The following is a 13,023-nucleotide window of genomic DNA, read 5'->3' on the forward strand; positions in this document are numbered from 1 at the left end:
GCAACCTTCCGGGGTTTCGCGGGGTCGTGCAAGCCTAGACGTTCACGACAACGCCCCCCGACCTCGCGGATCTTCCGGGTCCGGGCGCGTCACACGTGCTTGAAGCGGCGCAGCGGGAGCTCCAGCGGGAGGAAGCCGTCCTTGCCGCGGTCGGCGATGCCGCGGCCGAACATGTGCGCCTCGGCGAGCGCGAGCCCGAACTCCTCCGGGTCGAACGGCAGCGGGACGTCGGGCGCGCCGGCGTCGATGGCCCGCCAGAACGGCCGCTCGGCGGGGAGCCGCTCGCCCTGGTCGACGACGACGCCGTCCTCGGCGGTGACGAACACGTCGCGGAGCAGTTCCCCGGACTCGTACCAGCGGAACCAGCAGCCGCGGATGACGGTGTGCAGGACGAGGACGCCGCAGTGCGCGCCGGGCAGCGCCGCCGCCGCGGTGTCGGCGATGCGGCGGGCGTCGTCGTCGAGGCAGAACAGCCGGCGGTCGCACAGGAGCAGCGCCCGCTCGAACGCCCCGACGAACAGCTCGTCCTCGTACGGCCAGAGCGCGAAGTCCAGGACCGTGTCACCGGTCTCGGTCAGGGTGTCCGCCGGATACAGGCCGCGCGCGATCGCCGCGGCGGCGTCCGGATCGGGCACCAGGCCCGGCCGGAACACCTCGGTGGGTTCACCCGAGCTCGCGCACGCCAGCGCGACCGACCAAGCCATGCTCTCCCCTCCCGCGGCCGGGCACCGCCCCGGGGCCCGCGTTACCCTTACCGGCCGCGCCGCCAGCGTAAACCCTGTAAGGGCGCCGTGTGCAGTGGGGACGGCCCGTTCATCGCGGCGCCGTCCGCACGGCACGCCCGCCTCACCAGCCGCGGCCCGCGAACTTCTGGTCGTCGCCGAGGGTGGCGGCGTTGATGCCGACCATGGCCTCGCCGAGGCCGCGGGACACCTTGGCGATGACGCCGGGGTCGTCGTGGAAGGTGGTGGCCTTGACGATGGCCTCGGCGCGCTGCGCCGGGTTGCCGGCCTTGAAGATCCCGGAGCCGACGAAGACGCCCTCGGCGCCGAGCTGCATCATCATGGCGGCGTCGGCCGGGGTGGCGATGCCGCCGGCGGTGAACAGCACGACGGGCAGCTTGCCGGCGGACGCGACCTCCTTGACCAGCTCGTAGGGGGCCTGGAGCTCCTTGGCGGCGACGTACAGCTCGTCCTCGGGCAGGGACTGCAGCCTGCGGATCTGCTGCCGGATCTGGCGCATGTGCGTGGTGGCGTTGGACACGTCGCCGGTGCCGGCCTCGCCCTTGGAGCGGATCATGGCCGCGCCCTCGGTGATGCGGCGCAGCGCCTCGCCGAGGCTGGTGGCGCCGCAGACGAACGGGACGGTGAACGCCCACTTGTCGATGTGGTTGTCGTAGTCGGCCGGGGTGAGCACCTCCGACTCGTCGACGTAGTCGACGCCGAGGGCCTGCAGCACCTGGGCCTCGACGAAGTGGCCGATGCGGGCCTTGGCCATCACCGGGATGGAGACCGCGGAGATGATCCCGTCGATCATGTCGGGGTCGCTCATCCGGGAAATGCCGCCCTCGACGCGGATGTCGGCGGGCACCCGCTCCAGGGCCATGACGGCCACCGCGCCCGCGTCTTCGGCGATCTTCGCCTGGTCGGGCGTGACGACGTCCATGATCACGCCGCCCTTGAGCATCTCCGCCATGCCGCGCTTGACGCGGGCGGTCCCGGTCTCGGGCGCGGCGTTCTCAGGGGCGGGACTGGAAGTGGACACGGGCATTCCTCACGTGGACGGACGATAAGTCCTTTCCATGGTATTGCCTGCTCGTGGGACCTCTGGACCCGCCACAGTGTCAACGCGCGGCGGGCGAGCCTTACACAGTGGCGGTTGACGCGGCGCCCACGGGGCGGCGCCTAGGGAATGAAGGGCTTGCCGTCGTTGACGAGGACCACCCAGACCTGTCCCGGGGCGAAGTTCATCGGCTCGCCGCCGGCCGTGGTGAAGGTCGTCCCCTTCTTCTCGGACGGCCGCGACCACTTGGCCTTGTAGGACTTCCCGTCGCGCAGGACGAGGGCCCGCCCGGTGCCGGTCGTGTCGATCAGCGGCGTGTAGCTGCCGAGGAAGTCGTGGAACTTCGACCGGGTCGTCTTGGCGTACTGGACGACGACCGTCTGGCCGCCGAGACGCCCGCCCTCGGCGGCGCGGTCGGGCCGCCCGCCGAAGCTGGCGAGCCACCGCTCATGCTTCTTCGACCAGGTGAACCCCATGCTCGCTGACGGCCACCGCGCGGTGAAGGACTTGGTGGGCTCGCCGCCGGGCGGGGCGTCCCCGAAGCGGAAGCCGATGTCGCGGGGCTTGGCGGCCTTGGGCGCCTTCTTGAGCAGGACCTTCGGGTCGGCGTAGAGGTTGTACGGGATGGGCTTGCCCCCGGACCGGAAGTAGGCGCCTCCGGCGTTCTCCTGTGAGATGTCGTACACCGGCGCTTCGCGGACGTACTTCTTCATCTTGCTCTGGACGCCGGAGAACGCGAAGGCGGGCCGGCCGAACTGCGGCAGGATGTGCAGGTCGGAGATGCGGGCGCTGCGGACGGGCCCGACCCGCTTCGGCAGCTCGGACGAGTACACCGCCATCAGCCGGGTCTCGCCGCCCTCGACCTGCTCGACGTAGACGATGTCGGCCGCCTTCACCCCGCTCTGCGGGAGCGCGGGCCTGGTGTTCTCGATCTTGACGGCGAGGACGGGGTTGTCCAGGCCCTTGCGCTCACCGGTGAACGGATGCGTCGGCGGCGGGGGCGGCGGCCCGGTCTGCTGGGGCCCGCCCGTGCTGCGCGGCGGCGGCGCCGTCTCCGGGCCGCCCGAGTCCGAGCAGGCCGAAAGGCCGACGCCGAGGACGAGGGCCCCGAGACCCGCGGCCGCTCGGCCCCTGCCGGTGGTGCCCCAGGCGGATCGCACGATGAACCCTCCCTTTACCTTCTGCCAGAGGGTAGCGAACGCGACCGTGTGCGCCCGCCCGCTCGGCGGTACGGCCGCGGGGGCCGAAAGTGATCAATCCCGCGTGCTCGGATCCGCATGCTCGGATCCGCGTGCTCAGATTCCGGGCGGGTCGTCGTCGATCTCGAAGAAGTCCGGGAGCGGGGCCCGGCCGGCGAGCGGCAGGACCCGGATGAGCAGCTTGCGGCGGGCGATCCTGGCCTGGGAGACGGCATCGTTGTAGAACCGGCGGGCGTAGGCGACCTTCGCGGCCGACGAGGACAGCTCGTCCAGCACCGCCTTGCCCTCACCGGAGCCGCCGGCGGTGAGGGTACCGACGAACTCGGGCTGGTCGACGACGGCGCGCAGAGCCCGGGACAGGTCGCTCTCGGCGAACTCGCGGTTGTCGGCGTCGGCGGTGCGGGCCTCGTGCGCGGCGGTGGCGAGGACCAGGCTGGCCGCCGGGTCCAGCAGCCGCGACGCGGCCAGTTCCAGCGCGGCGGCGGCCCGCCTGACCAGCGCGGCGTCCAGCGCGGCGCGGGCGGTCTCGACGCGGACGTGCAGCCGGTCGAGCCGGGTGGCGCGCCACGACACGTACACGCCGGCGAGGAAGACGACGGCGATCCAGAACAGGACGTCGATGATCCAGTCGTACATCCGATGGCCTCCTAGGCGCCGAGGCCGGACTCGACGACGCCGGCGCCGGCGAAGGCGACCGTCTCGTACACCCGCAGTACGTCGCGGGCCACCGCCGACCAGTCGTAGTCGCGGACGGCGGCGCGGGCCTCCGCCGACAGCTGCTTGCGGCGGGCCGGGTCGTCGAGCAGCTCGCCGGCCGCCGCCGCGAGGGCCTCGTGGTCGCCGGCGGGGAACAGCGCCCCGGCGCGCCCGCCGCGCAGTACCCGGTCGAACGCCTCGATGTCGCTGGCCAGGATGGGGGCGCCCGCCGACATCGCCTCGGCGAGCACGATGCCGAAGCTCTCGCCGCCGAGGTTGGGCGCGACGAACACGTCCACCGAGTGGTAGGCGCGGACCTTGTCCTGCTCGCTGACGAGGCCGAGGACGACGACCCGGTCGCGCAGTTCCGGCGAGACGCGGGCCACCACTTCGTCGGCGTCGCCGGGCCCGGCGAGCAGCAGCCGCAGGCCCGGTCGCCGCCGGCCGAGGATCTCGAAGGCGCGCAGCAGCACGGGCAGGCCCTTGCGGGGCTCGTCCATCCGGCCGAGGAACCCGAGAGCGCCGCCGCCGGGTCCGCGAGGGACGCCCCCGGCCGATCCCCCGGCCGACGGGGCGCGCCCCGGCCAGCCGGGCAGCGGGTCGGCCATCGCGTACCGCTCGGTCGCGACGCCGTTGGGGATCAGCACGGCGTCGCCGCCGAGATGCTCGACGAGCGTGGTGCGGGCCGCCTCCGACACCGCGATGCGGCCGGTGATCTTCTCCAGCGCGCTCTGCAGGATCGGCGCGGTCACCGACACCATGCGCGACTTCTCGTAGGACGCGTGGAAGGTGCCGACGATCGGGCCGTCCGCCGCCCAGCAGGCGAGGAGCCCCAGGGAGGGCGCGGCGGGCTCGTGGACGTGCAGGACGTCGAAGGCGCCCTCGTTGATCCAGCGCCGGACGCGGCCCGCCGACAGGAACCCGAACGCCAGCCGGGCCACCGAGCCGTTGTAGGGGACGGGGACGGCGCGTCCGGCCGACACGACGTAGGGCGGAAGCTCCGCGTCGTCGTCCGCTGGCGTGATCACCGACACGTGGTGGCCGAGGGCGATCAGCGCCTCGGCGAGGTCGCCGATGTGCTGCTGGACGCCGCCCGGCACGTCCCAGGTGTAGGGGCAGACGATGCCGACCTTCATGGGCCGCCGTCCGCGAGGTCTTCCACCCAGACCTTCTGCAGCATGTGCCAGTCCTCGGGGTGGGCGGCGATGCCCGCCTCGAAGACGTGCGCGAGCTCCTGGGTCATGGCCTGGATCTTCTCCTGTCTGCCGCCCTCGTCCGGGACCGGTATCTCGTCGTGGACGCGCGCCGCCCAGTATTCGCCCTCGTACCAGAGTGTCACGGGAATGAGGGCGGCGCCGGTCTGGATCGCCAACGCGGCGGAGACGGCGGGCATCCGGGCGGTGGCGCCGAAGAACTCGACGTCGATTCCGCTCTCGGTCAGGTCTCGGTCGACGACCAGGCACACCGGCCGGCCCGCACGCAGCCGCTGGGCCATCCGGCCGTACGCGGAGGCGCCCTTGTGGGCGAGGACCTCCATGCCGAGCCCCTCCCGGAACTCGACGAACCGGTCGAACAGCGACTCGGGCTTGAGCCGTTCCGCGACGGTGGTGAACGGGTACCCGCAGTGCACCAGCCATGCGCCGGCGTGCTCGTAGTTGCCCATGTGGGGCAGGGCGAGGATGACGCCGCGTCCGGCGTCGAGGTTCGCGAAGATCTTCTTCTCGCCGGTCACCCGCATCCGCCCGACGATCCGCGCCCGGCTGTACTCGGGCAGCCGGAACACCTCCAGCCAGTAGCGGAAGTAGGAGCGCAGCACCTTCTTGCTGAGGATGCGGATCTCGTCGTCGACGGCGTCCTTGCCGAGGACGCGGCACAGGTTCCTCTCCAGTTGCCGCACACCGGTGCCGTAGCGGTGCCAGGTGCGGTCGGCGAGGGCGGTGAACGCCAGCCGGGCCGCCGCCTCGGGCATCTTGCGGACGACCGTCCAGCCCGCCGCGTACGCGGCGTCGGTCACCTCGTCGCGCAGCGACGGGCGGTCGGGGCCGCGCGGTGACGCGCGGTCCGTGCCGTCCCCCGGCGGGCGGGACGCGCTCATGGGCCCGGCTCCGGGGCGGCCGCGCCGTCCTTGGCCTGGGCGTGGACGGTGGCGAACCGCTGCCCGACCGTGACGGTGCTCAGCCCGGCGAGGACCCACAGCGCGGCGGCGAGGATGTAGGGGACGCCGAGCCCGTCGAATCCGGCAGCGACGAGGGCGACGATGAGGCGTTCGGCGCGCTCGGCGATGCCGACGTCGCAGGTGTAGCCGAGCCCTTCGGCGCGGGCCTTGGCGTAGGACACCACGACCCCGGCGACCAGGCAGTACAGGGCGACTCCGGCGAGCGGCTCCTGCCCGTCCCGGTACAGCCCGATCATCAGCCCGGAGAAGATCGCGGCGTCGGCGACCCGGTCCATCGTGGAGTCCAGGAAGGCGCCGAACTTCGAGATCTTCCCGGTGGCCCGGGCGACCGCGCCGTCCAGCATGTCGAACAGCACGAACGCGGTGATGACCAGCGTGCCCCAGAAGAACTCGCCGCGGGGGAACAGCACGAGCGCGCCGGCGGCCACGCCCAGCGTCCCGATGACGGTGATGGCGTTGGGGGACACCCCGGTCCGCGCGACCGCCCGTCCGACGGGGGTGAGGACGCGCCCCAGCGCGGGCCTGATCTTGTTGAGCATCGCCGTCCGTTCTCGTGTCTCGGGGAGAAGGCCCACGGGGCCGGGCCGCCGCAGCGCGCCCATCGTAGTGCGGTTGCGCGCACAGGGTGGTCAGGGCGGGTTTGGGCGGCGTGCGCCGCGGACAGATCACGGTTGATTGCCCTTCACCCCTTGTGGTCCCGCGCGTCACGGGAAAAGGTGGTGATACGGGTGTGACGTCGGTCACGCACGTTGGACGAGGTCGGACGCCGCACTCGGACGTCAGGGCCGGCCCCTCGCCTGGGCCTGGCCCCAACCGCACGCGGGCCTCCGCGCGGAGACCCGTCCGAGGAGGTAGTCAATGGCGGACAAGGGAGGCCACCCGGGTGCCCCCGGCAGGGCACCGGAGGCCGGCGGGTGTGACAAGGTGCGCAACGTCGCGCTGGTCGGCCATTCCGGGGCCGGGAAGACGACGCTCGTGGAGGCGCTGCTCGCCGCCACGGGCACGCTGCAGCGGGCGGGACGGGTCGAGGACGGCACCACCGTCAGTGACTTCGACGAGGTGGAGGTACGCCAGCAGCGCTCGGTCAACCTCGCCCTCGCCCCGCTGAGCCACGGCGACATCAAGGTCAATCTGATCGACACACCGGGGTACGCCGACTTCGTGGGCGACCTGCGGGCCGGGCTGCGCGCCGCCGACGCGGCACTGTTCGTGATCTCGGCGGTGGACGGCATCGACGGCCTGACCCGGATGCTCTGGGAGGAGTGCGCGGCGGTGCAGATGCCCCGCGCGGTCGTCATCACCAAGATCGACCAGCAGCGCGGCGACTTCGACGACGTGGTCATGGCCTGCCAGGACGTCTTCGGTGAGGGCGTCGCGCCGCTGTACTTCCCGGCGGTCGGCGGGGACGGGCTGAAGGGCCTGATCGGGCTGCTGAGCCGGCGCTGCCTCGACTACTCCACCGGGCGGCGGACCGAGTGCGACCCCGACCCGGCGTACCTGGACCAGATCGCCGAGCAGCGCGCGTCGCTGATCGAGGGCATCATCCAGGAGAGCGAGGACGAGACCCTCATGGACAGGTACCTGTCCGGTGAGGACCTCGACGTCAAGGCGCTCATCGAGGACCTGGAGACCGCGGTGGCGCGCGGCAGCTTCTACCCCGTCCTCGCGACGTCGGTCCCGCACGGCGACCATCCCGGGCCGGTCGTCGGCATGCTGGAACTGCTGGAGGTCATCACCCAGGCGTTCCCCTCTCCCCTCGAACACGGCATTCCCCCCGTGAACCCCGTCAAGGGCGGACCTCCGCGGGAACTGGCGTGCGATCCGGAGGGGCCGCTGGTCGCCGAGGTGATCAAGACGACGTCCGACCCGTACGTCGGGCGGATCTCCCTGGTGCGGGTGTTCTCCGGGACGCTGCGCCCGGACACGACGGTGCACGTCTCCGGGCACGGCATGGAGGACCGCGGGCACGAGGACCACGACGTCGACGAGCGGGTCGGCGCACTCACCTCGCCGCTGGGCAAGACGCAGCGCACCGCCTCGTCGTGTTTCGCGGGCGACATCTGCGCGGTGGCGAAGCTCACCCGCGCCGAGAGCGGCGACACCCTGTCCGATCCGGGCTCGCCGGTGGTGATGGCCCCCTGGTCGATGCCCGATCCGCTGCTGCCGGTGGCGATCCGCGCCAAGTCCAAGGCCGACGAGGACAAGCTCAGCCAGGCGCTCGGCCGCCTCGTCGCCGAGGACCCCACGCTGCGGCTGGAGAACAACTCCGAGACGCGGCAGCTCGTGCTGTGGTCCATGGGCGAGGCCCACGCCGACGTGCTGATCGACCGGCTCGGGTCCCGGTACGGCGTCGAGGTGGAGCGGATCGATCTGCGGGTGCCGCTGCGGGAGACGTTCGGCGGGGCGGCCAAGGGCCTCGGCCGGCACGTCAAGCAGAGCGGCGGGCACGGCCAGTACGGCATCTGCCACATCGACGTGGAGCCGCTGCCGTCCGGTGAGGGCTTCGAGTTCGTCGACAAGATCGTCGGCGGGGTGGTGCCGCGGCAGTTCATCCCGTCGGTCGAGAAGGGCGTCCGGCAGCAGATGGACCGCGGCGTGTCCGCCGGGTACCCGCTGGTGGACATCAAGGTCACCCTGCACGACGGCAAGGCCCACTCGGTCGACTCGTCCGACATGGCGTTCCAGGCGGCCGGGGCGCTCGCGCTCAAGGACGCGGCGGGCCGGGTTCCCGTCCTGCTGCTGGAGCCGGTCGACGAGGTGGCCGTGCTGATCGCCGACGAGTACGTGGGCCCGATCATGTCCGATCTGACCTCCCGGCGCGGCCGGGTGCAGGGCTCCCAGGCGGTGCCCGGCGGCCGCACGATGATCAAGGCGGAGGTGCCGCAGCTGGAGATCATCCGCTACGCGATCGACCTGCGGTCGATGTCGCAGGGCACCGGCACCTTCAGCCGGACGTTCCTGCGCTACGAGCCGCTCCCGCCGCACCTGGCCGACAAGGTCGCCGCCGAGTCCAGGGAGTAGCGTCCCGCGTCTTCCGAGGGGCCGCGTCCCGAGGGGTCGCGCTCCGAGGAGTGGCAGGAGGTTCTCAGGGTCCCGCCCGTTGGCGCCGGGCGGGACTCTAGGCTTGCGCCGTGGATCTTCCTCCCCTCCGGCTGGGACGCGGCGCACGGCTCTGGCGCTCCCTCTCCGGCGCCGCCGTCGTCGGCGCCCTGCTCTGCACCAGCGCGTACGGGAGCAACGACCATTTCCCGCTCGGGCCGATGACGCAGTTCGCCTTCTCGGTGCAGGACGACGGCGGCACGATCAGCTCGTTCTGGCTGGAGGCCGACACCGCGGACGGCGAACACGTCGAACTGTCGCGGTCGGCGGTCGGGACGGGCATGAAACGCGCCGAGATCGAGGGCCAGATGAGCCGGATCGTCCGCGATCCGTCGCTGCTGCAGGGAATCGCCGAAGGGCAGCACAGGCTGCACCCGGGCGGGCCCGAGCTGACCAGAATCTATGTCGTGCAGGAGATCAAGACGCTGAAGCACGGCAAGGTCGTGTCGACCATGAGGCAGAACCGCGTCGTCTGGGACGTGCGGTGACCGCGGCGGCGACACCGGAGACGCCCCGCCCCGTCGCGGCGGCGGGGGGCGCGCCCGATCCGGTCCGGAACGCGTGGGGCCGCTGGTGGTTCGGGCCGGTCCCCCGCGCCCGGATCGCCTGGCTGCGGATCATCGGCTACGTGTTCCTGCCGTTCGACATGCTGCTGCTGACCGGCAGTTCGCTGGCGCACGCGCGGCTGCCCGCCGACCTGTACCAGCCCGTCCTGCTCGGCCGGCTGCTGCACCTGCCGGCGCCCACGCCGTGGTCCATGTACACGCTGCTGGCCGTGACCGTCGCCGCCGGGCTCGTCGCGGCTACCGGCCGGGTGCTGCCGAGGGTGAGCGGCTACGCCGCCGCCTGCGGCTACCTGTGGTGGGTCACGATCAGCATGTCCTACGGCAAGGTCGACCACGATCACCTGGCGCTCGTCGTGGCCCTGTTCGTCCTGCCGAGCGTGGGACGCGCGAGGGTCGGCGACGCCCGGGGCTGCGAGGCGTCGGCGTGGTCGGTGCGCTGCGTCCAGATCGGGGTGGTGGCGGCCTACTTCCTGTCCGCGTGGGCGAAGGTGCGCATCGGCGGGTTCCCGGCGTGGCCGAACGGCTCGACCGTGCAGTGGGCGCTGAGCCGGCGCGGGACCGGGCTCGGGCGCGACCTCATCGGGTACCCGCTGGTGCTGAAGGCCAGCCAGTGGATCATGTTCGTCGCCGAGGCGCTCTCGCCGGCGATGCTGTTCCTGCGCGGTCGGCCGCTGTACCTGCTGGTGCTGTTCTTCGCCGTCTTCCACGCCGTCACCTACGCGCTGATGACGATCCATTTCCTGCCGCACGCGATCTGGCTGGCGGCGTTCCTGCCGCTGGAGCGGCTCACCGGGCTGCTGCCGGAGCGGCTGCGAGCCCGGTCGGCGCGGCAGGAACCCGCCGCGGCCCCGCGGTGATCCGGCCGCGGGCGCCGGTGGCTCAGCGGCGGGCGCCGGGACGCTCGGCGGCGGGCAGCATGCACGCCGCCGTCCCGCCCGGCATCCGGTCCCGGTTGTTCGCGACGAGCCGGTAGACCGCGTGCGCGGCCCAGCTCACCGGCGCCACCCGCATGATCACTCCGAGCGCCCGCCAGGGACCGCCGGCCTCGGTGAGCAGCCGTCCGACGGCCTCCGCGCCGCCGCTGACCCGCCCGGCTCGGTCGATCCACAGCACCTCGTACCCGGCCCGCTCCGCGGTGGTGCCCAGCGCGGGGAGGTCGGCGAACTGGTAGGCGACGACCGTGGCCCGGACGGGGACGTGCCGTTCGAGGAACCGCACCGAGGACGTGCAGAAGCCGCAGTCGCCGTCGTAGACCAGAACCGGCCGTTCCCGCCGGCTCATGCGGCGGGCCAGGCGTCGGCGAGCATCTGCCGGGTGTCGCGCAGCAGCTGCGGCAGCACCTTGGTGTGCCCGACGACCGGCATGAAGTTGGTGTCGCCGCCCCAGCGCGGGACGACGTGCTGGTGGAGGTGCGCGGCGATCCCCGCTCCCGCGACGAGGCCGAGGTTCATGCCGACGTTGAAGCCCTGCGCGCCGCTGCATTTGCGCAGCGCCGTGAGGGCCCGCTGGGTGAACGTGGCCAGTTCCAGGTATTCCGGCTCGTCCAGGTCGGCGTAGTCGGCGACGTGCCGGTACGGGACGACCATCAGGTGCCCGGAGTTGTAGGGGTAGAGGTTCAGCACCGTGAACACCGACTCGCCGCGGGACACGACGAGGCCGTCCTCGTCGGACATGCCGGGGATCTCGCAGAACGGGCAGCCTTCGTCGGAGTCCGCCCCCGTCGGCCTGCCCTCGCCCTTGATGTAGGCCATCCGGTGCGGAGTCCAGAGCCGCTGGAAGTTGTCGGGCATGCCCGCGCCGCCCCTCTCCTCCTCGAAGCGGGGCCCGCGCTCGTTCCCGGCCCCGGACGCGCCCTCGCGCCCCTGCTGCACCACGGACTCCTCCGGCTCTGCGCTCAAGGCGGCGGTCTCCTTTTGTTCACGGCCTGACCAGCAGCATAGAGAGAGACGCGTGCCGGGCTGTAGCCGGGCTGCCACCGGGACGCGCCCGCGAACACCCCCTTCCGTGACGTCTCGCGGGTCGCTCCGACACCATGGTCGTCCAACCGAACCATGGGAGCGATCATGACCGGGCTCGACAAGGGCGGTATCGGGAACGGTGAGCCGAGACGCGGGGCGGGTGGCGCGGAGTCCGGGTCCATGCCGTTCTTCCCCGGGCCGGCCGGCCACCGGGGCACGGTGCCGCCGCCGGGGACGCCGCTTCCGGCGCCGCCCGCCGCCCCCGCCGAAACGTCCGGCCCGGCGGTGCGGCCCGGCCCGGCGGTTCAGCACGGCCCGGCGGTTCAGCACGGCCCGGCGAAGGAGCCCGGCGCGGAGGGGCAGCCCGGCGCGGAGGGGTGGCCGGGCGCGGAGGGGTGGCCGGGCGTCGCGCAGCCGCCCGGCACCCCGGCACCGGGGGCGAACGCGCTGCCGATGACGCTGCAGGGCTCGGCGTCCGACGTCACCACGGCGGTGGAGGGGCGCATCACGATCGAGGACGAGGTCATCGAGAAGATCGCCGCGCTGGCCGCGCTGGGGGTGGCCGGGGTCGCCGCCCTGGTCGCGCGCCCCGATCCGGCCGCCCCCGGGCGGTCCCCAGAACCGGCCGCCGGACGGGCGGGGACGGGCGTGCGCGTCGTCCTGGACGAAGACGAGGTGACGCTCGACCTCGTCATCGCCGTCGAGTACGGCAGCGTGATCAAGGACGTGGCCAAGGTCGTCCAGACGAACGTGGCACGGGTGGCGGGCATGATGCTCGGCACGCGGGTCGCGGCGGTCAACGTGTCCGTCGGCGACGTCCGCATGGCCGCCGGGTCGCACCGCTGAACACCGCCGGACGCCGGCCGGCCTCCGTCACGCCGCGGCGCGGGCGTAGCACGTCTGCATGGACACCCCGACGGAGACAGTGGTGACCTTGACGCGCTCGACGAGCTGCGGTGAGACGCCCGTGAAATGGAACGTGTGCGGCCTGCCGCCCGTGACGGTGGTCTGCTGCGACTCCGTTGACCGCCCGCGCAGGGACAGCTCCGCCCGGATCGCGCCGCTGGAGGCCACGGTGATGACGACGTCCACACCGGTGCCCGTGGCGCGGTAGGCCGCCGTGCCCTCCGGGCACCACGTGAGGCCGCCGTTGCCGCCCGGGCCGGGGATCTGCGGCCCGCCGCCCCCGCCGCCGCCGGCGGGGTCCGGACGGTCGCTCCCGCTCTGCTGCGGCGCCGGGCCGGTCGGGGTCACCTGGATACCGGGGCCCGCCTGGCCGACCGACGGCCCGCCGGGTGATGTGGACGACGGGCTCGCCGACCCCTGGGCGCCGGCGGTGCCGCCGCTCTTCCCGTCGTCCAGCAGCGGGACGAGGAGCACCACGATGGCCGCCGCCACCAGCAGCGTGGTGCCGGCGTAGCCGGCGATCCGGGCCAGGACCGACCGGGACCGCCGTGCCGGTCTCCTGGACTTCATCTCCGCCATCTCCCCGGTCGCACGTGCGCGACGAGGCTACCAACTCCGGGCGGCGCTCACTCCCCCCCGGC

General features: G+C 72.9%; 14 protein-coding genes. 4 read left to right on the forward strand and 10 right to left on the reverse strand.

What is annotated here, in order from left to right; translation table 11 throughout:
* Positions 1-89 precede the first annotated feature (89 nt).
* The 7 genes from ACGFK0_RS35705 to pgsA all read right to left on the reverse strand — a co-directional run bounded on the left by ACGFK0_RS35705 (position 90) and on the right by pgsA (position 6,392).
* Positions 90-704, reverse strand: coding sequence for a DUF6928 family protein (locus ACGFK0_RS35705; protein WP_392912943.1), 615 nt, complete (start codon positions 702-704; stop codon positions 90-92).
* A 142-nt stretch (positions 705-846) separates the two neighbouring features.
* Entirely contained in the window at positions 847-1,770 is a 924-nt protein-coding gene (gene pdxS, locus ACGFK0_RS35710; protein WP_392912945.1) for a pyridoxal 5'-phosphate synthase lyase subunit PdxS, read from the reverse strand.
* Positions 1,771-1,904: 134 nt separating this feature from the next.
* Positions 1,905-2,942 carry a DUF3048 domain-containing protein gene (locus ACGFK0_RS35715; RefSeq protein ID WP_392912946.1) on the reverse strand — a complete coding sequence of 346 codons (1,038 nt, stop codon included), beginning with the start codon at positions 2,940-2,942 and terminating at the stop codon, positions 1,905-1,907.
* A 135-nt stretch (positions 2,943-3,077) separates the two neighbouring features.
* Complete coding sequence (locus tag ACGFK0_RS35720; RefSeq protein ID WP_392912947.1) at positions 3,078-3,617, reverse strand: hypothetical protein; 540 nt, start codon at positions 3,615-3,617, stop codon at positions 3,078-3,080.
* A gap of 11 nt (positions 3,618-3,628) precedes the next feature.
* A complete protein-coding gene (locus tag ACGFK0_RS35725; protein ID WP_392912948.1) occupies positions 3,629-4,813 on the reverse strand; it encodes a glycosyltransferase family 4 protein in 1,185 nt (394 codons plus the stop codon).
* Entirely contained in the window at positions 4,810-5,772 is a 963-nt protein-coding gene (locus ACGFK0_RS35730) for a phosphatidylinositol mannoside acyltransferase (protein WP_392912949.1), read from the reverse strand. The genes ACGFK0_RS35725 and ACGFK0_RS35730 overlap by 4 nt, the downstream gene beginning before the upstream one ends.
* Positions 5,769-6,392: a phosphatidylinositol phosphate synthase gene (pgsA, locus tag ACGFK0_RS35735; protein ID WP_392912950.1), complete on the reverse strand. Its 624-nt coding sequence runs from the start codon at positions 6,390-6,392 to the stop codon at positions 5,769-5,771. The genes ACGFK0_RS35730 and pgsA overlap by 4 nt, the downstream gene beginning before the upstream one ends.
* Positions 6,393-6,711: 319 nt before the next feature.
* Here pgsA and ACGFK0_RS35740 point away from each other — a divergent pair, with 319 nt between their 5' ends.
* The 3 genes from ACGFK0_RS35740 to ACGFK0_RS35750 all read left to right on the forward strand — a co-directional run bounded on the left by ACGFK0_RS35740 (position 6,712) and on the right by ACGFK0_RS35750 (position 10,375).
* A complete protein-coding gene (locus tag ACGFK0_RS35740; RefSeq protein WP_392912951.1) occupies positions 6,712-8,874 on the forward strand; it encodes an elongation factor G-like protein EF-G2 in 2,163 nt (720 codons plus the stop codon).
* Positions 8,875-8,984: 110 nt separating this feature from the next.
* Entirely contained in the window at positions 8,985-9,440 is a 456-nt protein-coding gene (locus tag ACGFK0_RS35745) for a hypothetical protein (RefSeq protein ID WP_392912952.1), read from the forward strand.
* Positions 9,437-10,375: a hypothetical protein gene (locus tag ACGFK0_RS35750; RefSeq protein ID WP_392912953.1), complete on the forward strand. Its 939-nt coding sequence runs from the start codon at positions 9,437-9,439 to the stop codon at positions 10,373-10,375. Before ACGFK0_RS35745 ends, ACGFK0_RS35750 begins: the two co-directional genes overlap by 4 nt.
* A 22-nt stretch (positions 10,376-10,397) precedes the next feature.
* On the opposite strand, the gene ACGFK0_RS35755 is transcribed toward ACGFK0_RS35750, so the two are convergent.
* Both ACGFK0_RS35755 and ACGFK0_RS35760 read right to left on the reverse strand, forming a co-directional pair.
* Positions 10,398-10,799, reverse strand: a complete 402-nt coding sequence (locus ACGFK0_RS35755; protein ID WP_392912955.1) for a thiol-disulfide oxidoreductase DCC family protein — start codon at positions 10,797-10,799, stop codon at positions 10,398-10,400.
* Positions 10,796-11,416, reverse strand: a complete 621-nt coding sequence (locus ACGFK0_RS35760) for an HIT family protein (protein ID WP_392912956.1) — start codon at positions 11,414-11,416, stop codon at positions 10,796-10,798. Before ACGFK0_RS35760 ends, ACGFK0_RS35755 begins: the two co-directional genes overlap by 4 nt.
* A gap of 165 nt (positions 11,417-11,581) precedes the next feature.
* Between ACGFK0_RS35760 and ACGFK0_RS35765 the strand changes: the two genes are divergently transcribed.
* Entirely contained in the window at positions 11,582-12,322 is a 741-nt protein-coding gene (locus ACGFK0_RS35765; RefSeq protein WP_392912957.1) for an Asp23/Gls24 family envelope stress response protein, read from the forward strand.
* A 27-nt stretch (positions 12,323-12,349) separates the two neighbouring features.
* Here the strand turns inward: ACGFK0_RS35765 and ACGFK0_RS35770 are convergent, their stop codons facing one another.
* Positions 12,350-12,952: a hypothetical protein gene (locus ACGFK0_RS35770; protein ID WP_392912958.1), complete on the reverse strand. Its 603-nt coding sequence runs from the start codon at positions 12,950-12,952 to the stop codon at positions 12,350-12,352.
* Positions 12,953-13,023: the final 71 nt, after the last annotated feature.

The sequence above is a fragment of the Spirillospora sp. NPDC048823 genome, from assembly GCF_043198445.1.
Classification (GTDB): Bacteria; Actinomycetota; Actinomycetes; order Streptosporangiales; family Streptosporangiaceae; genus Spirillospora.

Bases quoted from the DNA above. Each gene is read 5' to 3' on its own strand.
- ACGFK0_RS35705 (WP_392912943.1), bottom strand. From the start codon at position 704: ATGGCTTGGTCGGTCGCGCTGGCGTGCGCGAGCTCGGGTGAACCCACC.
- pdxS (WP_392912945.1), bottom strand. From the start codon at position 1,770: ATGCCCGTGTCCACTTCCAGTCCCGCCCCTGAGAACGCCGCGCCCGAG.
- ACGFK0_RS35720 (WP_392912947.1), bottom strand. From the start codon at position 3,617: ATGTACGACTGGATCATCGACGTCCTGTTCTGGATCGCCGTCGTCTTC.
- ACGFK0_RS35725 (WP_392912948.1), bottom strand. From the start codon at position 4,813: ATGAAGGTCGGCATCGTCTGCCCCTACACCTGGGACGTGCCGGGCGGC.
- ACGFK0_RS35730 (WP_392912949.1), bottom strand. From the start codon at position 5,772: ATGAGCGCGTCCCGCCCGCCGGGGGACGGCACGGACCGCGCGTCACCG.
- pgsA (WP_392912950.1), bottom strand. From the start codon at position 6,392: ATGCTCAACAAGATCAGGCCCGCGCTGGGGCGCGTCCTCACCCCCGTC.
- ACGFK0_RS35740 (WP_392912951.1), top strand. From the start codon at position 6,712: ATGGCGGACAAGGGAGGCCACCCGGGTGCCCCCGGCAGGGCACCGGAG.
- ACGFK0_RS35755 (WP_392912955.1), bottom strand. From the start codon at position 10,799: ATGAGCCGGCGGGAACGGCCGGTTCTGGTCTACGACGGCGACTGCGGC.
- ACGFK0_RS35765 (WP_392912957.1), top strand. From the start codon at position 11,582: ATGACCGGGCTCGACAAGGGCGGTATCGGGAACGGTGAGCCGAGACGC.
- ACGFK0_RS35770 (WP_392912958.1), bottom strand. From the start codon at position 12,952: ATGAAGTCCAGGAGACCGGCACGGCGGTCCCGGTCGGTCCTGGCCCGG.